Raw genomic sequence first — 19,256 nt, forward strand, 5'->3', positions numbered from 1 at the left:
CAGGCGGATCCATCGGAAGATACGGATTGATTGATATGCATCAATTCTTGTAACGCCCCCGGTCCGAACACTGACACCGATCTTATGGTTTCAGAGACTGCTAGCGCGATGACTGCTAGCGCGATGTATGGTTCTCGCGATCTACCCGTCGTCAAATACCTTTCGAATGGCGTTTTACAAAAAGGCACGACCTGAGGATTGCGGTATCTTTATTAATTCGAAACCAAATTAATTCGAAACCAATGAACTTGTATTACGTGGCATCATGGAGCTTGGGATGCTGGAAGTAGCGCATGATGCGTTGGGGGGAATTGAGAAGGCGGCGCAGGTGGCTGACGGTCGCCTTCTTCAGATCGTCCTTAGTGCGGGAGGGCGCCTGCGCGGTGATGGTGGCCTTGAGCATCTCGTTGGGGTTCAGTGCTGGGCTGTAGGGGGGGAGGGAGGAGGCCTCGATTTGATTGGCGCATGCAGCCAGCCACGCCTTGACCGGCTTGGTGTGATGCACGCGCAGGTTGTCGAGGATGAGGAAGATCTTCTTGCCCCTGGCGTCCTTGACCAGCCGCTTCATGAAGTCGATCAGGATGTCGGCGTTCATCGCCCCCGCGAACGCCTTCCAAGGCACCTTGCCGCGGTTGGTCAGCGTCGAGATCACCGACAGGCCTTCGCGACGGTGCGTGACGCGAATCTCGGACGTCTTGATCGCCGGCGCATAAGAGCGCCCGCGCACCTCGTCCGAGCGCAGCCCCGTTTCATCGCCCCAGTGGATTTCGGCGCCCTCGGCCTTGGCGCGCCGGGCAATGTCCGGGTAGGTCTCCTCAAGCCACGTCTTGCCCGCCGGCGGGCTTTGCTCATAGGCGCGCCGAATCGGTTTCTGGGGCGTCAATCCCCAGCGCGCCATGTACTTGCCTTCCCCCTGCGGCCTGAGCTCGATGCCAAAACGGTCGAGGATCAACTGCCGCACCGCCTGCCGGCTCCACAGCGCAAACGGCAGCTTCAGCTCATCCGGTGTCCCGTCGCACATGAGCTTGCGTATCTGGGCGTCCTGCTCCGCCAACAGCGCCCGCTTCTCACCCACCTTTCCTTGAGCCCTTGGGCCCCTTCGCGCCCATAGCCTTTGCAGATGTCGAACACCCCTGCGCCCAACAATCCCCTCTGCGCGCCTATCGCTTCATACGTCCAGCTACGCCGCCGCTCTTCGCGCGCCGCAAACGACAGCAATCTCATGTCTCGTCTTTCCATGCCCACGACATCAGGACAGCTCACTCAATTTCAAAAGCATGTGTTTCTTATCAATAATTGAAATAAGGGCAGAACACGGTTTTCAACATCACTCGTCATATCACGTCATTGTAAAATCGACATAAATGTCACCCGCAAAATTGTCCGCTGGTCTACCGCAGCAGTAGGAATAACCCAATATTTTACCGAGGCCCTCAAATATCTCTTCTGCGCTCCATCCTGATTTCAGATAAATCATCGATCAGCTTTCAGCGTCTTTTCTTTTATCTGGACTAGAACCAGAGTTACCCAGTGGCATCGTCTCAGCTTTGCCGCAGGAAGACTCCAGGAGCCCAGAGGGCTTGAGGGATACATCTACGAGCTCCTGAAGGCGAATGCCAAACAGCTTGGGGTCGCGATCGATCCTGCGCCCAAGGACCGGCATTTGCGCCTCGGTCAGCTCATCACCCGGGCGGCTGAAGGGCACAACGAACGGGCGGTCTCCTGGTCGATAGAGAGGCCTGGGTCTGCGCCAGTGTTTTTTCAGCCATCTGGCTGTCTTGGAGCTGGACATCCTCGCTGAGGATGTCTCTAACCAGGTGCAATGCGACCTGAAGACCGCAGGCGGCTTGCGCATGAGGCATCTGATCGGCAAGGCTAAATTGGCGGGGCAAGTGTTTTTATGCTTTGCCACGTACAAGCCGGTGCGCATCGGTAGTCCGTCTGGCTGGTGGAATGCGCGACATGTGCAGGATGGAACCCTGACAAACTTCGCCAAAAGGCGGAAAAATAACCGGTTAATAGGCCAAATTGGTCACCAAGCGGAGCCGAACCAGGTCGGTTTGAAGCCATGGCGTCAAAAATCGACCGCTCAGTTGCCCAGCCCTCTGTCAGCCCACAGCGCCCTGAGCCAAGAATCATGACATAATCGCCCTCCAGCACCGGGCCTAACCCGGCCCCTGCACCTAGGGTTGCCCCGGTGTATCAAGTCAAAGATCGCAGCCACCGAGATCCAATCATCCATGAGCCAGGTCCGCAATATCCTCGTCACCAGCGCCCTTCCCTATGCCAATGGTCCTATCCACATCGGTCATCTTGTCGAATACATCCAGACCGATATCTGGGCGCGGTTTCAGAAGATGCGCGGGCACAATTGCTGGTATGTCTGCGCCGATGATGCCCATGGCACCCCGATCATGCTGCGCGCCCGCCAAGAAGGGATCAGCCCCGAGGCACTGATCGAGCGGATGGCCAAGGAACATCAGGCCGATTTCGCCGCCTTCCGGATCGGCTTCGATAATTATCACTCGACCCATTCACCAGAAAACCAAGAGCTTTCCCATCTCATCTATCGACGCAACCTCGCTGCAGGACACATCGTCCAGCGTATCATTACCCAAGCCTATGATCCAGTGGAACAGATGTTTCTACCAGACCGGTTCATCAAGGGCAATTGCCCGCGCTGCGGCGCGCCCGATCAATATGGCGACAATTGCGAGGCCTGCGGCGCTAGTTATTCACCCGCCGAGTTAAAAAACCCGCGCTCGGCGATCTCGGGCGCTGTTCCCGAACAGCGCGAATCCGAGCATTATTTCTTTAAGCTGGGCGATTTTGCGCAGATACTAAAGGAATGGACCCGCAGCGGCACCTTGCAAAAGGAGGTAGCCAACAAGCTCGACGAATGGTTTGCCGAGGGTCTGCAAGAGTGGGACATCTCGCGCGATGCTCCCTATTTCGGCTTCGAGATCCCAGATCATCCAGGAAAGTACTTCTATGTCTGGCTCGATGCCCCGATTGGTTATCTCGCCAGTTTTAAAAACCTCTGTACCAAGACGCCTGGTCTCAATTTCGAGCGCTTCTGGGCCGCGGATTCACAAACCGAGCTCTATCATTTTATCGGCAAGGATATTATCTATTTTCATGCGCTCTTCTTCCCTGCTTTACTGCAGGGCGCTGGTTTCAGGACACCGACAGCGATTTTCGCTCACGGCTTTCTGACTGTCGATGGCCAAAAGATGTCCAAGTCGCGCGGGACCTTCATCAAGGCGCGCACCTATCTCAATCACCTGGACCCGGAATATCTGCGCTATTATTTCGCCGCCAAGCTGGGGCCCGGCGTAGATGACATCGACTTGAATCTCGATGACTTTATTGCCCGAGTCAACGCCGATCTCGTCGGCAAACTGGTTAATATCGCCAGCCGTACCGCTGGTTTCATTACCAAAGGATTTTCCGGTTGGCTGGCGGAGTGGTTGCCCCATCCCGAGCTTTATGCTGAGTTTGTCGCCGCCGGCGAGTCGATCGCAACCGCCTATGAACGGCGTGAGTTCAGTCGCGCGGTGCGTGAGGTCATGGCCTTGGCCGATCGCGCCAATCAATACATCGCCGAACAGTCGCCCTGGATGATCGCCAAGGAAGCGGAGCGCGCAGCCGAGCTGCAAGGGGTCTGCACCCAGGGACTGAATCTCTTTCGTCTCCTTATCGGCTATCTGCGTCCTGTACTCCCCGGGACTGCCGAGGCCGCCGAATCCTTCCTCAAGATCCCGCCTTTGACCTGGGAGACGCTCAGCCAGCCCTTGCTCGGCCAGCAGATTGCGCCCTTCAAGCCCTTGCTCACCCGTATCGACCCCAAACAGATCGAGGCCATGCTCAATGAGGCAAAAGAGGACCTCAGCGCCAAGGAGAGCGCAGTGGTCGCCGCGCCCCCCTCCGCCAATCCCCATCTGCAACGCGACCCGATTGCCCCACTGATCGATTACGATACCTTCGCCAAGATCGATTTGCGGGTGGCTAGGATTCAGCAGGCAAGACTCGTCGAGGGCGCAGACAAGCTCCTCGAGCTCACACTGGACCTAGGGAGTGAGCTGCGCACCGTCTTTGCCGGCATCCGCGCGGCATATGACCCTAAAGACCTCGAGGGACGGCTGACGGTCATGGTCGCCAATCTGGAACCGCGTAAGATGCGTTTCGGCGTCTCGCAAGGCATGGTGCTGGCAGCAGGGCCCGGCGGCAAGTATCTATTTATTCTCAGCCCGGACGCTGGCGCCGAGCCCGGGATGCGGATCAAATAGCGCGCTTTGGCGATGGCTATGCGATAATTACTGGCCATCGTTTTCAACACAGGAATCTCAAGATCCATGAGCTTCATGATCCCCGACGCCTTCGCTCAGGCTGCTGCCCCTGCCCCTGCCGGCGACCCCTTCATGGCCTTTCTGCCGCTGATCCTGTTTGCGGTGGTCTTTTACTTTTTATTGATCCGCCCCCAGGCCAAGCGTCAGAAGGAACATCGCAAGATGGTCGAGTCCCTGGCCAAGGGAGATGAGGTCATCACCCTGGGCGGGCTTGCCGGGCGCATCATCGACCTCGGTGAGAACTTCATCCTGATCGAGGTTGCCGAGGGTGTCAGGATCAAGGTCCGCCGCATGGCTGTTGAGGCTGTTGTGCCTAAAGGGACATTGCAGGAACTCTAAGCGCCAAAAATAGACGAAGTGGCCGACTCCCTTACATTCAGGTGTGACCGTCTTTAATCTGGGCATGGTCGTACGCCATGCCCAGACCGTTCTGGAACGCTATGAACCGCTATCCATTGTGGAAAAACCTGCTCATCCTAGGTGTCATCCTGCTGGGATTTTTGTTTGCCTGGCCAAACCTCTATCCCCAGGACCCGGCGATCGAGATCACCGCGGCGCGCGGCCAGGCGGTCACTGATTCAACCCCGGCGGAGCTGAAGGCCGCGCTTGAGAATGCCAAGGTACCGTTCAAACGCATCGATCGGCTCGAGGGCGACAAGCTGCTGGTGCGTTTCCCAACCCCCGCCGATCAACTCAAAGGCCAGGAAGCGATCGAAGGGGCGCTTAGCGAGCGCTATCGCACCGCCTTGACCCAGTCTGCAGACCTGCCAGGTTGGATGCATGCCCTGGATCTCAGACCTATGTCGCTGGGCCTGGATCTGCGCGGCGGCATCCATGTGGTGATCGATGTCGATATGGAAGCGGCGCTCGAACAGGCGCTCGAGCGCTATAGCAACGACCTGCGCACCCTGTTGCGCGATGACAAGATCCGTTACGCCGCACTCACCCGCGAGGGCGAAGCGATCCGCATCCGCTTCGAGGATGCAGCCTCCCGCGATGCCGCAGAAAAAAGGCTCAAACGCGAGTTCCGCGAGCTGATGATCCAAGCAGGCGGCGATACCGAACCCCTGTCTTTGCTCGTCACCCTTCCTGAACCCGAACAGAAACGGATCAAGGACTTCGCCCTCCAACAGAACATCACCACCCTGCGCAATCGGGTCAATGCCCTTGGGGTGGCTGAACCCAGCATCGTGCGTCAAGGCGAGCGGCGGATCGTGGTCGAGCTCCCCGGCGCCCAAGATCCAGGGCGGTTGAAAGAGATCCTGGGTGCTACAGCGACGCTCGAATATCGCTTGGTCGATACCGAGGGCAGCATCGCCGATGCCTTAGCCGGGCGGGTGCCTGCGGGCAGCAGGCTCTATTACGACCGCCAGGGAAAGCCGATCCTCCTTAAACGCCGGGTGATCGTCACTGGTGATCAGATCACCGATGCCTCGGCTGGATTTGATCATCAGACCGGAAGCCCGGCCGTCTTTGTCAGTCTCGATGCCCAGGGGGCGCGGCGGATGCGTGAGGTGACAACAGAGAATGTCGGCAAGCCCATGGCTGTGGTCTTCATTGAGAATCGCACCCTGACCCAGATGGTTGATGGTCAGCCGGTGAAGACCAGCCGCAAGGTCGAGGAGGTGATCAGTGTGGCGACCATCCGTGAGCCATTCGGCCGGCGCTTCCAGACCACTGGGCTTGATAGCAGCAAGGAGGCCCATGACCTTGCGCTTTTGTTGCGCTCAGGCGCCCTAGCTGCACCTATCCAGATCGTTGAGGAACGCACCATCGGCCCGAGCCTCGGCCAGGACAACATCAATCAGGGTTTCAGCTCGGCCATGATCGGTACAGTCTTAGTTTTAATCTTTATGGCCGCCTATTATCGGATTTTTGGCTTGGTGGCAAACCTTGCGCTTATCGCTAACCTCATCCTCATCATCGCTGTTCTCTCGCTGCTCCAAGCGACCCTGACCCTGCCGGGCATCGCCGGTATCGTGCTGACGGTCGGCATGGCGGTAGATGCCAATGTCCTGATCTATGAGCGCATCCGCGAGGAGATCAGAAACGGCAATACGCCCCAGGCGAGCATCCACGCAGGCTACGACAAGGCCTTTTCCACCATCGTCGATGCCAATGTGACAACCCTGATCGCAGCCGTGGTGTTGTTTAGCTTCGGGACCGGGCCGGTCAAGGGGTTTGCTGTGACCCTGTTCATCGGCATCCTGACCTCGATGTTCACCGCCATCCTCGGTTCGCGCGCCCTGGTCAATCTGATCTATGGCGGGCGGCGGCTCAATCGACTGGCGATCTAGGGGGCCTGCGCAATGCGACTCAACATCAATGATCTCAATATCGACTTCATGGCCCAGCGCCGGATCGCGGCCTGGTTCTCGGGGATCTCCTTGGGGCTTTGTCTGCTCGCGATCTTGATCCGCGGTTTCGACTTTGGCCTAGACTTCACCGGGGGTACCTTGCTCGAGCTCGGCTATCAAGAACCCATTGAGCTCGCCTCGGTGCGGGCTACCCTTGAATCCGGGGGCTTTACGGGTGCTACCATCCAATACTTCGGCTCGCGCACCGATGTCCTGGTGCGTCTGCCGCCCAAGGGCCCAGAAGGGTGGGATGCCAAGCTCAGCGAACGCGCCTTTGCCGCCCTAAGCCATGCGGTCGAGGGCAAGGTGGAGCTTCGGCGCGTCGAGTTCGTCGGGCCCCAGGTCGGTGCCGAGCTGCGCGAACAAGGCGGGCTTGCCGTGCTCTTCTCGCTGATCGGCATCCTGATCTATGTCGCCTTGCGCTTTGAATGGCGCTTTGCGGTCGGGGCAGTGGCGGCCCTGGTGCATGACGTACTCTTTACGGTCGGGATCTTCTCCCTGTTTCAGATCCCCTTCGATTTGACGGTCCTGGCCGCTGTGCTTGCAGTGATCGGCTATTCGCTCAACGACACCATCGTCATCTTCGACCGCATCCGTGAGAACTTCCGGCGCATGCGCAAGGCAACGGTGGTTGCGATCGTCAATGCCTCGATCAATCAGACCCTCTCGCGTACGCTGATCACCGCCGGGACCACTCTCTTGGTCTTGGTAGCACTCTATACCCTAGGCGGTGAGGCGATCAGTGGCTTTGCCCTGGCCTTGATCATCGGCATCCTGATCGGTACCTATTCGAGCGTCTATATCGCCTCAGCGATCGCCATCGCCCTGGGGCTCAGCCGCCAAGACCTCTTGCTGGTCAAAAAGGAAGGCGCCGAGCTCAATCCCCTACCCTGAAGACCCGGGGTCAGAGACCTCCGTTACGGGGGAGAGATGCCAAACCCGTAGGGTGCCTGCGCACCCTACCGCACGCGATAACGGCGCAGATAGAGCCATTCAAAGAAACGCTTGAGCCAATGGAATAGACGCCAGGCCGGCAGAACCAGGTTCAAGTGCTTGGTGCGCCCGACCAGCATCCCGCGCTCGTTGGTATCCAGGATACACAAAAGCTCGACGCGAAAACCGGCCTTGGGCGTTTGGCTGGCAAGCTCGGCCAACAGATTGCGCGCCGCGGCGCGCGCTTGGAGATCCGCCATGTGCCCTTGTTTCGGCAGCCAATCGGGCCCGGGAAAGCTTCCGGCATCCCCCACCACATAGACCCGCGCAAACCCCGGCACCCGACACTGGGCGTCGGCCTGGATCAGCCCCCCCGGCGAGCGGGGTAGATCCGTGTTGTCAAACCAGGCATTACCCGTCAGACCCGGCATAAACAGGATCAGGTCGGCAGGAAATTCCTCGCCCTCGGTGATCACCGAGCGATCGCTAAACCCTTTGAGCCTCTGCCCTAGGTGTGCCTGGATGTCGCAGCATTTGAGCTTGGCGAGCAGGGCATCGACCGCCTTGGGGCCCAAGCGGTTGCCGGGGCGTTCGGCGGAGCTGAAGAAATGCAGCGTAAACCGCTCGCGGCGCCCTTCGCGGCGCAACTGGGTATCGAGTCCGAATAAAAACTCGAAGATCGGCCCCCCGCGCACGGCGCTCGGTTCGCTGGGATTGGCGGAAAAACCCATGGCGATCGAACCGCCCTCCAGCGCCCGCACCCGGTCGCGGATCGCCTTTGCTGCAGCTACCCCCTCGCAGGGGATGATGGCATGCTCGATCCCAGGGAGTTTTTTGATGAACCGCCCGCCACAGGCGATGATCAGGCCGTCGTTTCCGATCGGCCCCTCGGTGGTCTCCAGGACCCGACCGCCCTCTTTAAGTCCAGTCGCCTCGGCAGCGAGATGCCGGACGCGTTGGCGCTCAAAGAAAGGGCGCAGATCGATCACCAGATCATCGCCGGTGCGCAGACCCGAGGGCACCCAGATGAGACCCGGATAATAGACATATTCTGGCCGGGGACTGACCAGGGTGATCTCGATTTCGGGCGCACGCCTGCGCAGTTCAAGGATAGCGGTCAGCCCCCCGAAACCTGAACCGACGATTGTGATGTGGTGCATAGACCCCCCTAAGGTGTTTTATCAGCTCGCTGGTATTATCCTAAACGACTTGGGGGCTCAAGGTGCGGTTGCGTGCTGCAGCAGGTCGCTCCTTCCGGACGGCTGAGCTTACGGAAGGCATCATCCAGTGCGCCGGTGGGAAGATCAGGGATCATCCCTTTGTAGGGGTACGGGATACCGTGCCCTGGCGTTGGGGTTCATATAGAGGAGGGTTAGAACAATCATCCAATTGATTCAACAGCGCCGAACCCAAGGCAAGCAACAGGATTGAGCCAAGCCCACCCATTGCCTCATTACAGCAATGGTGGGCCTAGCGCAACCCGCCAGCGCGGCTAAGACGCACCGCTCTTTTATTCAGACCTCTCGGCGCGGTGCTGACGGAATGGGGGCAAGCGGCGGGGTGACGTCGGCGTTTTGTGCGCGGTGACGCAGGTAGTGATCCATGAGCACCAGGGCCAGCATGGCCTCGGCGATGGGGGTGGCGCGGATGCCGACACAGGGGTCATGCCGCCCCTTGGTGATGACCTCGACCGCCATGCCATCGCGCCGTACGGTGCGCCCTGGAAGGCGGAAGCTTGAGGTCGGCTTGAGGGCGATACGGGCGACGATGTCTTGACCGGTCGAGATCCCGCCGAGGATCCCGCCGGCGTTATTAGACAAAAAGCCCTCGGTGGTCAGTTCATCGCGGTGTTCGGTGCCCTTTTGTTCGATACAGGCAAACCCCGCCCCGATCTCGACCCCCTTGACCGCATTGATCCCCATGAGCGCATGGGCGATGTCGGCATCCAGCCGGTCGAAGACCGGCTCACCCAGACCAGGGGGGACGCCGGTCGCGACCACAGCCACCGCCGCGCCGATCGAGTTGCCCTCCTTGCGCAGGGCGTCCATGTAACGTTCAAGCTCAGGGACGGTCTCGGCACAGGGCCAAAAGAAGGGATTGCGCTCGACCTCCTCCCAATCAAACACCTTGGGGCGGATCGACCCAAGCTGGGAGAGATAGCCGCGGATCTGCACCCCCAAGCGCACAGCGAGATATTTCTTGGCAATGGCACCGGCGGCAACCCGGACCGCGGTCTCGCGCGCCGATGAACGCCCCCCGCCTCGATAGTCGCGCAGACCGTATTTTTGCTCATAGGTGTAATCGGCATGACCTGGGCGATAACGATCGGCGAGCTCATCATAGTCGCGCGAGCGCTGGTCCTCATTATGGATCAACAGGCCGATCGGGGTGCCGGTGGTCCGACCCTCGAAGACCCCCGAGAGGATCTGCACCCGGTCGGACTCGCGTCGCTGGGTAGTATGGCGCGACTGGCCAGGCTTGCGCCGGTCGAGATCGCGCTGGAGATCGGCCTCAGAGAGCTCCAACCCCGGCGGGCAGCCATCGACGACCCCGCCGATCGCTGGGCCGTGGCTCTCGCCAAAGGTGGTGACGACGAAACATCTGCCGAAGCTATTTCCCGACATCGTCAGTTAGCCGGCGGGGGGACGGTATCCTTGGGATTGAGCCAGGCATTGCCCTTGGCCAACACCTCACGGCTCAGGGTGCTGGTTGCCTGGTGGAGCTTGACGCCGTTGATGATGTAGTCATAGCGGGCGCTGAGATAGTTGTATTCGGCCTGGAATAGGTCACGCTGGGCATTGAGGACATCGACCTGGGTGCGGGTCCCGACCTCAAGCCCTGCCTGGGTCGATTCCAAGGCCGAGCGCGCCGAGATGACAGCCGCCTGACGGGCCTTGATGTCCTCGATGCTGGAGAGCACGCCGCGGAAGGCGTCCTTAACCTGTTGATCGACTTTACGCCGCACCCGATCGAGCCGGTCTTGCGCCGCGCGATATTTATAACCGGCCTCGCGCACCTTGGAGGTCACCGCCCCGCCTTGAAAGATCGGCACGGTCAAGGAGAGGCTGACAAAGCCCGTTTCTGAATCTGTGCCATATTGAGCGCTGGAGCGGGCGATGTCATAACCGGCCTGGGCCTCCAGCTTAGGAAAATGGCCGGAACGCTCGATCTCGATATCGGCCTTGGAAGCATTGACCGATTCGATCGCTGCCAGGATGCCATAGTTCGAGCGGATGGCAGCATTGGCCCAGGCCTCGATATCATTGGGTTCGGGCGGGGCGAGCGGCAATTGTTCGCCGAGACGGGCCAGCGGCGCTCGGACCGGTCCGATGATCGCCCGCAGTGCCTCCCAGGCATTGCCGAGATCGTTTTGCGCACTGATCAGATCAGCGCGCGATTTGTCATAGGCCGCTTGGCTTTCGTTGACATCGGTGATCGCGACCAGTCCGACGTCAAAACGCTGTTTGGATTGCTCTAATTGGCGCTCATTGGCACGCAACAGCGCCTCACGCACGGTCACAGCATCGGCAGCGCGCAGCACCGCAAAATAGGCCTCGGTCAGCCGGACCATGAGGTCGATCTGGGCATTGCGATATTCGGCCTCGGCCTGGGCTACGACGGTATCGGCCTTTTTGAGCGTTATCCAATTGGCCCGGTTATATAGGCTTTGGCTGACGACGGCTTTCAGCTCTTGGGTGTCGTAGCGATCGTGGCGATCGCCCAGGGTACCGCCGCGGGCATCGAGATCATAGGACGTGACCTCACCCTTGAAGCTCAGGCTGGGTAGGACCAGCGACTGCGCCTGGGGCTTGACCTCGCGGGTGGCAAATAGGCTCTGTTCGGCCTCACGCAGCGCCGGATCGCTCACCACTGCCAGGTCATAGATCTGGAGCAGGTCCTCGGCCAGGGCCTGGGAACAGCCGAGCGCCAGGGCTAGAAACAGTCTCCTCATAGGGATTCCTTACATGGGATATAGGTCTTGGTGGCCCAGTATAGGGGACACCCCCATCCCCTCTCAATCAACGAACCCGCGCTGCCTAATTGCCCCACAGGATATGATCGACATAGTGTTTGATCCGCCGATGTCCGGGCGTATCGATATTGGTGAACTGGAGATTGGTGCGGAAACGGTCTTGGTGTGGGCGTGAGCGCAGGACGCGGGCATAGACCTCGACCTGGCTATCCAGACCAAACTCGGGCGCCATCGACATCATGACCTCAGAATAGGGTGGCAGCGCAACCGGTAGATCGACGCACAAGCCAAAATAACCAATATCTTGCACCTGACCAACGATGCGCTCAGGCAGCACCCGCTTGTCCTCGACACGCTGAAAGACCGCCGGGAAATCGACCAAGACCCGCGGGGTCTTGCGCACCTCAACCATAGGGACACGCAAAAGATGCGGCTGGGTGACCGCCTTGAGCTCATAGAGCATCACCGGCGAGGCGCGCCCCTTGACCTGGACCTCATGGACGGTCCCGATCTGGATCGCATCGCCGGCAGCGCGATAGGTCGCCTCACTGAGCAGGATCTGACCGCGCATGGCATAGCTCTCGATGCGCGAGGCCAGATTCACGGGGCTGCCGATCACGGTGTATTCGTTATAGACCTCGGAGCCGAATGAACCGGCCATCACATCGCCCGTGCTCAGGGCAATGCCCGCATAAAGCCGCGGCTCACCCTGACGTTCGTTGCGATGGCTGAGATCGATCATCCCGAGCTGCATCTCAACCGCACAGTTGAGCGCCCGGATCAGGTCATCGGGACGACGATTAGGGACGCCAAAGACCGCCATGATCGCATCCCCCATGAGCTTATCGATCATACCCCCGTGGCGTTTGACGATCTTGGCCATCAAGCCAAAGAACCGATTGAGTAGATCGACCATGAGGGTGGAGGGGACAGATTCCATCAGGGTCGAAAAACCGCGCAGATCGGCGATCAGGATGGTCGCATGGGTACCGACGATCGAGTGCGATTGATTCATGGCCGTGTGATTGATGTTTTTCATGGGTCTTGACATCTAGCAGGTCTTAGGCTGGACGCGATATCGCCATTCACTCAATACCGAGGAGACCATGGATCGTTTTACCCGTACCTACAGCCTTTTGCTTGGCGCGATTCTAGTCGCGGTCCTGTTTTTCTGGGCCAAATCGACTTGGAAACCCGAGGTTTGGAGTTTAGACCAAATCCTGACCTCTGACCCACAGCTTGCCAGCTATCCCTATCAATTCCATGTCCGCGATGTGCGCGACGGGGTGGTGGTGATCTCGACCCCGCGTTCGCCGGCATTCCCCGCCTATCAATTCCTCCAGGTCATCGATCCCAAGCTAGTGGGCAAGGCACAGGATGACCCAGCGATGATCGCTGCCCAGCAAAACCTCATTAATCATCAAAAACACGCCCAGGGGCTGATCCTGGCCCAGCCCGGGGTCAAGGGCGTGGATTGGGAACTGGATGTCCAGTGGCTGAGCGAGCATGGAGTCCAGGTTCCGCAGACGAGTTCAATGATTCAGTAGGATTCAGTAGGCCATCCAGCAAGACGGGGGCCACATCAGCGTTTTCCTCAAAACCGCATTCCACGCACTCGAACCGATCTTGCGTCTGGCGGTTGTCCGCCGACACATGGCCGCAGCACGGGCAGGTGCGGCTTGTGTTCTGCGGCGGCACGGCAATGAGCCAGCCATCCCGCCATGCCAGCTTGTAGTCCAGTTGCCGGCGAAACTCAAACCAGCCCTGGTCGAGAATGGACTTGTTTAGGCCAGACTTGCCCCGAACGTTTCTGCCCGGCTGTGCGATTGTCCCAGCCGCCGACTTGGTCATGTTCCCTACCTGCAAGTCCTCGATACACACCATCGCGTGGTTTTTGCTGATCGCGGTCGAGGTCTTATGTAGGAAGTCGCGGCGGGCATTACGGATGCGGGAATGAATGCGCTGGACTCTGGCTTTCGCCTTCTTCCAGTTGTTGCTGAATTTCACCTTGCGGGAGAGCGCCTGTTGCGCCTTGCGCAAGCGCGTCTCATGCCGCTTGAAACTATTGAGCGGGGCGTAGACCGTCCCGTCGCTCAAGGTGGCGAAGCGGACAATGCCCATGTCGATGCCGACTGCGCCACCCTGCGGGATGGGCCGCTCTACCTCGCGCTCGGTCTGGATACTCACGAACCACTTGCCGCCGGACTGGCTCACGGTGACGTTCTTCACCACGCCAAGCACCTCACGGCTGTTGCGATACCTCAGCCAGCCAAGTTTCGGCAGGAAGATACGGCTGTTGGCCTGGTCGAGTTTGATTTTTTCCGAATCGGAGTAACGGAAACTGTCGGATTGCCCTTTCTTCTTGAAGCGCGGGAAGCCGGCGCGCTTGGCGAAAAAGTTGGCGTAGGCCTGGTCCAGATCCTTGAGAGACTGCTGCAAGGCTTGAGCGGGAGCCTCGCCAAGCCAGGCGGTCGAGGGATCGGCCTTCCACGCGGTCAGCGCCTTGCACAGATCGGCATACCCGAGTTTCTTCTCGCCGGTCGCGTACCGCTCCTGTTGCAACGCCAGCGCCCGGTTGTAGACGAAGCGGCACGACCCCGTGAAGCGGCGCAGGTCGCGCGCCTGATCGCCGTTGGGCTTCAACTCAAATTTGTAGGCTTGAAGCCGTTGCATAGCTCAATCAGTCTCTTGGTCGATGACCATCGCCGCAATGTGTTCAACGGCGATGCCATCGCACAACTGCGAACGATCTTCACCAACGTCTGCACGGATTTTGAAGCACAACTGATCAAGATGGGCGGCGAGGACGATCATGTCCACCTGTTGGTAGAGTACCCGCCCAAGGTTGCCGTCTCCAGCCTCGTGAACAGCCTCAAAGGCGCATCCAGCCGCCTGCTGCGCAAGGAACAACCCGACATCCAGAAACACTACTGGAAGGGCGTGCTGTGGTCGCCGTCCTACTTCGCCTCAAGTTGTGGCGGCGCACCAATTTCCATCGTGCGCCAGTACATCGAACAGCAACAGAAACCACACTGAAACCAAAGGACGGCTGCGCCGTCCGCGCTATCCTTCCCCGCCCTGAACAGCGGGACTTGCCGTGCACCGGGTCAACTGGACGCCGCTGTCTGGATCTGGCAGGGGTATGATCCCAGGATTCAGTGGGACAGGTTTATAGAAGGCAACACGGATCCGGCGCGCCGGTTGATCGAGCAAGGCGCTGACAGCCGGATCGCGCCCATAGATGTCTGGGCGGATCTCGACCCGCCCCGAGGCATCGGCACGCGCCGTCAGATAATAGAGCAACACCGGCAATGGCTGTGCGAGACTGATATGGCGGGTTTGCGTACCCTCCAGCACCCGATCGATGCGGGCCCGGTTCCAGTTGGCTTCTTTGAGTAAGAGCTCGGCGAGCTTGAGAGGGTTTTGGACACGGACACAGCCGTGGCTGAGTGCCCGCGCCGAACGTCCGAAAAGGGCCTTGCTTGGGGTGTCATGTAGATAGACAGCATGACGGTTGGGGAACATAAACTTGACTCGACCCAGGGCGTTCTCCGGTCCCGGCTGCTGAACGACCCGATACCTTTGATAATCGGCAGCATTGCCCCCCCTGACCCGCTGACCGGTGCGCCGGTCGACCAGGATGTAATCAGATCCCAGGGTGCCGAGATTCTTTTGAATCGAGACCGGTACCATCCAGGTTGGGTTGAGCACCAGATGGTCGAGCACATCGCGGAACATCGGGGTCTGAGAATCCTCCTTGCCGACGATCACACGCGTGCTCCAGGCGATGGCGCCATCCCGTATAAGATGCGCCATATAAGCGGCGACATCGACGAGGATGTAATCGGCTGGCAGATCGGCATACAACCAACGCATCCGCTCCAGATTGAGCCGAATCAAGTCGATCCTGGAGGCATCTCCTGGCTGATTGAGCACGGCCAGGGTCTGAGGCCCAATCGCACCATCGGGTTTAATCCCATGATCCCGTTGCAGGGCGCGCACCGCCTCGCTGAGTTCTGCATCAAAGACCTCTGGATTCTCCGGGCTCAGCGCCTGATAGCCCAGCCGTTGTAGGCGTTGGCGTACCAACCGCACCCGTTCGCCGCGGCTGCCCTGGGCGAGCATTGGACCGGCTGGCACCTGTGGAAGCTCCGCCAACTCCCGCATCTGTATAGCCATCGATAGGGCGCGTTTGAGGTCTTCATACCAAAAGGGTTTGGGGAAACGCGCGGCGAGAAAGGCAGCCATGTCCTCAGCGGCAAGCGCACCCTGCATGTCGGCGATCAGGCGCTCTTCAGGAACGGGATCGCGATCGTTCCAGCGGGCATCGACCAAGACTGGATCGAGCTTGCCGTAACGGGTGTGATGAACATAGCGCAACAGGGCGTCGCTCAACAGGAGATCGGCGGCGAGACGCGCCGACCCTTGCAGACCTGCCAGGGTACCCGGCTGAGCAAGACGGCGCAGGACAGCGATATGAAAATCTTCGGGCCGGAGGCCCTCCTCGCCGCTGCGTTCGACCAATCCCAGGAATGCAGCGACCCGCGCTGGTTCATTCCAGGCAAACTGATAACCGCGTTGCGCGTAAAAATCGGCAAGCACTGGCGGTGAAAGCAAAGAGGTCTCCCAGAGGACCAGGGTAGGCGCAGCGCGGAACGATTCGAGCGTCGAGGCCAACAGCTCATCGGCCAAGGTACTCGATGGCATACCGGCGATCGACCAAGACAACAAGGCAACCAAGGGTATCGAGGGTCTCATCCAATCCTCCACGATAAGGTTTCGTTTCTTTCAACCCTAAGGTCCGCTCGGCCATCACTGACGGGCAGCAGGTGCCTTGGGCCAGATGGCGCTATACCTCGCCGATGAGTTCGATCCGCCCGTTTTCATGAACCGTCTCCAGACGTACCGTGAATCCCCAGAGCCTGCGGATATGGCGCAGCATCTCAGGGACCGAATCACCGAGGGGCCGGCGGTTATGGGCATAATGGCGCAAGGTCAGGGAGCGGTCGCCGCGCCGATCGACGCGATAGACCTGGATATTTGGTTCGCGGGTACCGAGATTATACTGTTCCGCCAATGCCTGACGCAGCAGGCGATAGCCCTGCTCATCATGGATAGCCTTGACCTCCAGATATTCGTTCTGATCATCATCGTTGATGGCGAACAGATGAAACTCACGCATCAGGCGCGGCGAGAGAAACTGGGAGATAAAGCTTTCGTCCTTAAAATTGCGCATCGCAAAATCCAAGACCTTGCGCCAATCGCTGCCAGCGATTTCGGGAAACCAATAGCGATCCTCGTCCGTTGGCTCCTCGCAGATGCGCCGAATGTCGCGCATCATGGCAAAACCGAGGGCATAGGGATTGATCCCCGTATAATAGGGCGCATCGAAAGGTGGCTGATAGATGACGCTGGTATGCGACTGTAAAAACTCGATCATGAAGCCATCGCTGACCAGACCCTGATCATAAAGGTCATTCAAGAGCGTATAGTGCCAGTATGTCGCCCAGCCTTCATTCATCACCTGAGTCTGGCGTTGCGGGTAAAAATACTGGGCGATCTTGCGCACGATGCGCACGATCTCACGCTGCCAGGGCTCAAGGAGCGGTGCGTTCTTTTCGATGAAATAGAGGATATTTTCCTGCGGCTCAGGGGGCCAATGTTCCTCGTGTTTGGATTCTTCGTGATGTGCGGCTGGCGGCAAGGTGCGCCATAGGTCATTGATCTGCAATTGCAGATAGGCCTCGCGCTCGCGCTGTCGACGCTGTTCATCGATCATCGACAGCGGCGCGGGGCGCTTGTAACGATCGACACCATGATTCATCAGGGCATGGCAGGAGTCGAGCAATAACTCGACCTCTTCCTGACCGTAACGCTCCTCACACTCGGCAATATATTTGCGGGCAAAGACCAAGTAATCTATGATGGCGTCGGCACCGGTCCAGGTCTGGAATAGATAATTGCCCTTAAAAAAACTATTGTGTCCATAGCAAGCATGGGCAATCACCAGCACCTGCATCGTCAGGCTGTTCTCTTCCATGAGATAGGCGATACATGGGTCGGAATTGATGACGATCTCATAGGCCAGACCCATTTGACCGCGCCGGTAGGTTTGTTCGGTCGCAACGAAATGCTTACCGAATGACCAATGATGATAATAGATTGGTAGACCCACCGATGAATAGGCGTCGATCATCTGTTCCGAACTGATGATCTCGATCTGATTACGATAGGTATTCAGATTATAGACCTCATGCGCAAGACTCGCAATCTCGCGGTCAAAACGCTCCAAAAGCGGGAATGACCACTCGGATGAATCAGTGATCAGTCTTCTGGTCATGCTGTCTGTCTCTTGAACAACTCGCGAAATACCGGATAGATGTCCTCGGCCCCGCCGATCTCCTGCATGGCGAAATGCGGATGGACGGCCCGCACCTCCTGATAGGCATACCAGAGGCTTTGGTGCTGACGCGGGGTGATTTCGACATAGGCGTAATAACGCATGAGCGGCATCAGCTTATCGATCAAGAGATCACGGCACAGACCCGAATCCGAATCCCAGTTATCGCCATCGGATGCCTGCGCGGCATAGATGTTCCACAGCATTGGATCATAACGTTCGCGGATGATCTCGTAGGCAAGATTCAGCGCACTCGAGACCACGGTTCCGCCGGTTTCGCGCGAATAAAAAAATCCCTCCTCATCGACCTCCTGAGCAACGGTGTGATGGCGGATAAAAACCAGCTCGATCTTATCGTAATTGCGCTTGAGGAATAGATACAGGAGGATGAAAAACCGCTTGGCCAGGTTTTTCCGAGTCTGATCCATCGAGCCCGAGACATCCATGATACAGAGCATCACCGCCTGGCTGGTCGGCTTGGGCTGTTTGATAAAGCTTTGATAACGCAGATCGAAGGTATCGATGAACGGCAAAGCTGCCAGCCGGGTCTTGAGCCGATCGATCTCGGCGCGATGGGCGATGACCCGGGCATCGGTTTCAGGCACCCCGCTCCCCAGGAGACGGGCGATCTCCTCTTCGAGCTCGCGAATCCGCGCCCGCTTTCCGGCACCGAGGGCGGTGCGTCGGGCAAGTGCGCTTTTTAGCGAGCGCACCACATCGATATTGCTCGGTGCCCCCTGGGTCGTATAGCCGGCGCGGATCGTCTTGAACTCAGTGACACCCATGAGCTGATTGCGCACCAGATTGGGGAGTTCCAGGTCCTCGAAGAGGAGATCCATAAACTCCTCACGCGAGAGTTCGAAAACAAAATCGTCTTCGCCTTGCCCGTCGCGGCTCGCACGTCCGCGTCCGCTGCCGCCGCCTTCCCCCTCCTCGGGCCGGCGGATGCGATCGCCCGATGCAAACTCCTTGTTACCTGGATGCACCAGGTCGCGCACCCCGCCCTTGCCGTGATGAAACACGGGTTCGGAAATGTCGCGCGCCGGGATGCTGACCTTTTCGCCAGCCTCGATCTCGGTGATGCTGCGCTTGTCAACCGCATCGGCCACCGCCCGCTTGAGCTGGTCGCGGTAACGCTTGAGAAAGCGCTGCCGGTTGACCGCGCTCTTGTTCTTGCCATTTAAACGCCGGTCGATGAAGTGTGACATGGCTGACTCACTAAACTGCTTCAGGATCTGGCTTGT

15 protein-coding genes and 1 pseudogene are annotated in these 19,256 nt (G+C 58.9%); 7 read left to right on the forward strand and 9 right to left on the reverse strand.

Annotated features, from left to right (window positions below; all coding sequences use genetic code 11):
- Positions 1 to 253 precede the first annotated feature (253 nt).
- Positions 254 to 1,147: an IS630 family transposase gene (locus GWK36_RS09845; RefSeq protein ID WP_343033169.1), complete on the reverse strand. Its 894-nt coding sequence runs from the start codon at positions 1,145 to 1,147 to the stop codon at positions 254 to 256.
- A 682-nt stretch (positions 1,148 to 1,829) separates the two neighbouring features.
- Between GWK36_RS09845 and GWK36_RS15455 the strand changes: the two are divergent.
- From GWK36_RS15455 to secF, 5 genes and pseudogenes are all read left to right on the forward strand, one after another.
- A pseudogene (locus GWK36_RS15455) lies at positions 1,830 to 1,964 on the forward strand (IS5/IS1182 family transposase); the annotation flags it as partial.
- A gap of 276 nt (positions 1,965 to 2,240) precedes the next feature.
- Positions 2,241 to 4,289, forward strand: a complete 2,049-nt coding sequence (gene metG, locus GWK36_RS09855; protein WP_166270989.1) for a methionine--tRNA ligase — start codon at positions 2,241 to 2,243, stop codon at positions 4,287 to 4,289.
- Positions 4,290 to 4,355: 66 nt separating this feature from the next.
- Entirely contained in the window at positions 4,356 to 4,688 is a 333-nt protein-coding gene (gene yajC, locus GWK36_RS09860) for a preprotein translocase subunit YajC (protein WP_166270990.1), read from the forward strand.
- A 101-nt stretch (positions 4,689 to 4,789) separates the two neighbouring features.
- A complete protein-coding gene (gene secD / locus GWK36_RS09865) occupies positions 4,790 to 6,646 on the forward strand; it encodes a protein translocase subunit SecD (RefSeq protein WP_166272609.1) in 1,857 nt (618 codons plus the stop codon).
- Positions 6,647 to 6,658: 12 nt separating this feature from the next.
- The gene (gene secF / locus GWK36_RS09870; protein ID WP_166270991.1) at positions 6,659 to 7,600 is read left to right on the forward strand and encodes a protein translocase subunit SecF; all 942 of its coding nucleotides are present in this window, start codon (positions 6,659 to 6,661) and stop codon (positions 7,598 to 7,600) included.
- 65 nt (positions 7,601 to 7,665) lie between these two features.
- On the opposite strand, the gene GWK36_RS09875 is transcribed toward secF, so the two are convergent.
- The 4 genes from GWK36_RS09875 to GWK36_RS09890 form a co-directional block, all read right to left on the reverse strand.
- Positions 7,666 to 8,799, reverse strand: coding sequence for an NAD(P)/FAD-dependent oxidoreductase (locus GWK36_RS09875; RefSeq protein WP_166270992.1), 1,134 nt, complete (start codon positions 8,797 to 8,799; stop codon positions 7,666 to 7,668).
- A 354-nt stretch (positions 8,800 to 9,153) separates the two neighbouring features.
- On the reverse strand, positions 9,154 to 10,263 hold the full coding sequence (aroC, locus tag GWK36_RS09880; RefSeq protein WP_166270993.1) for a chorismate synthase: 1,110 nt from the start codon (positions 10,261 to 10,263) through the stop codon (positions 9,154 to 9,156).
- A 2-nt stretch (positions 10,264 to 10,265) separates the two neighbouring features.
- A complete protein-coding gene (locus tag GWK36_RS09885; protein WP_166270994.1) occupies positions 10,266 to 11,591 on the reverse strand; it encodes a TolC family outer membrane protein in 1,326 nt (441 codons plus the stop codon).
- 85 nt (positions 11,592 to 11,676) lie between these two features.
- A complete protein-coding gene (locus GWK36_RS09890; RefSeq protein ID WP_246237521.1) occupies positions 11,677 to 12,651 on the reverse strand; it encodes an adenylate/guanylate cyclase domain-containing protein in 975 nt (324 codons plus the stop codon).
- 67 nt (positions 12,652 to 12,718) lie between these two features.
- Here GWK36_RS09890 and GWK36_RS09895 point away from each other — a divergent pair, with 67 nt between their 5' ends.
- Positions 12,719 to 13,159, forward strand: coding sequence for a hypothetical protein (locus GWK36_RS09895; protein WP_166270995.1), 441 nt, complete (start codon positions 12,719 to 12,721; stop codon positions 13,157 to 13,159).
- Here the strand turns inward: GWK36_RS09895 and GWK36_RS09900 are convergent.
- A complete protein-coding gene (locus tag GWK36_RS09900; protein ID WP_166270996.1) occupies positions 13,074 to 14,285 on the reverse strand; it encodes an RNA-guided endonuclease InsQ/TnpB family protein in 1,212 nt (403 codons plus the stop codon). The genes GWK36_RS09895 and GWK36_RS09900 overlap by 86 nt on opposite strands.
- Here GWK36_RS09900 and tnpA point away from each other — a divergent pair.
- The gene (tnpA, locus tag GWK36_RS09905) at positions 14,271 to 14,648 is read left to right on the forward strand and encodes an IS200/IS605 family transposase (RefSeq protein ID WP_246237522.1); all 378 of its coding nucleotides are present in this window, start codon (positions 14,271 to 14,273) and stop codon (positions 14,646 to 14,648) included. The two genes, GWK36_RS09900 and tnpA, sit on opposite strands and share 15 nt — an antisense overlap.
- 27 nt (positions 14,649 to 14,675) lie before the next feature.
- Here tnpA and GWK36_RS09910 read toward each other — a convergent pair whose 3' ends face one another.
- The 3 genes from GWK36_RS09910 to GWK36_RS09920 all read right to left on the reverse strand — a co-directional run bounded on the left by GWK36_RS09910 (position 14,676) and on the right by GWK36_RS09920 (position 19,220).
- Positions 14,676 to 16,370, reverse strand: a complete 1,695-nt coding sequence (locus GWK36_RS09910; protein WP_166270997.1) for a L,D-transpeptidase family protein — start codon at positions 16,368 to 16,370, stop codon at positions 14,676 to 14,678.
- Positions 16,371 to 16,461: 91 nt separating this feature from the next.
- Complete coding sequence (locus GWK36_RS09915) at positions 16,462 to 17,952, reverse strand: SpoVR family protein (RefSeq protein ID WP_166270998.1); 1,491 nt, start codon at positions 17,950 to 17,952, stop codon at positions 16,462 to 16,464.
- Positions 17,949 to 19,220 (reverse strand): YeaH/YhbH family protein, encoded by a 1,272-nt coding sequence (locus GWK36_RS09920; protein ID WP_166270999.1) that lies wholly within the window; start codon positions 19,218 to 19,220, stop codon positions 17,949 to 17,951. Before GWK36_RS09920 ends, GWK36_RS09915 begins: the two co-directional genes overlap by 4 nt.
- Between the last annotated feature and the right edge of the window lie 36 nt (positions 19,221 to 19,256).

Origin of the sequence: Caldichromatium japonicum, assembly GCF_011290485.1 — a bacterium.
Lineage (GTDB): Bacteria > Pseudomonadota > Gammaproteobacteria > Chromatiales > Chromatiaceae > Thermochromatium > Thermochromatium japonicum.

Bases quoted from the DNA above. Each gene is read 5' to 3' on its own strand.
- metG (WP_166270989.1), top strand. From the start codon at position 2,241: ATGAGCCAGGTCCGCAATATCCTCGTCACCAGCGCCCTTCCCTATGCC.
- yajC (WP_166270990.1), top strand. From the start codon at position 4,356: ATGAGCTTCATGATCCCCGACGCCTTCGCTCAGGCTGCTGCCCCTGCC.
- secD (WP_166272609.1), top strand. From the start codon at position 4,790: ATGAACCGCTATCCATTGTGGAAAAACCTGCTCATCCTAGGTGTCATC.
- secF (WP_166270991.1), top strand. From the start codon at position 6,659: ATGCGACTCAACATCAATGATCTCAATATCGACTTCATGGCCCAGCGC.
- GWK36_RS09875 (WP_166270992.1), bottom strand. From the start codon at position 8,799: ATGCACCACATCACAATCGTCGGTTCAGGTTTCGGGGGGCTGACCGCT.
- aroC (WP_166270993.1), bottom strand. From the start codon at position 10,263: ATGTCGGGAAATAGCTTCGGCAGATGTTTCGTCGTCACCACCTTTGGC.
- GWK36_RS09885 (WP_166270994.1), bottom strand. From the start codon at position 11,591: ATGAGGAGACTGTTTCTAGCCCTGGCGCTCGGCTGTTCCCAGGCCCTG.
- GWK36_RS09890 (WP_246237521.1), bottom strand. From the start codon at position 12,651: ATGAAAAACATCAATCACACGGCCATGAATCAATCGCACTCGATCGTC.
- GWK36_RS09895 (WP_166270995.1), top strand. From the start codon at position 12,719: ATGGATCGTTTTACCCGTACCTACAGCCTTTTGCTTGGCGCGATTCTA.
- GWK36_RS09900 (WP_166270996.1), bottom strand. From the start codon at position 14,285: ATGCAACGGCTTCAAGCCTACAAATTTGAGTTGAAGCCCAACGGCGAT.
- GWK36_RS09910 (WP_166270997.1), bottom strand. From the start codon at position 16,370: ATGAGACCCTCGATACCCTTGGTTGCCTTGTTGTCTTGGTCGATCGCC.
- GWK36_RS09915 (WP_166270998.1), bottom strand. From the start codon at position 17,952: ATGACCAGAAGACTGATCACTGATTCATCCGAGTGGTCATTCCCGCTT.
- GWK36_RS09920 (WP_166270999.1), bottom strand. From the start codon at position 19,220: ATGTCACACTTCATCGACCGGCGTTTAAATGGCAAGAACAAGAGCGCG.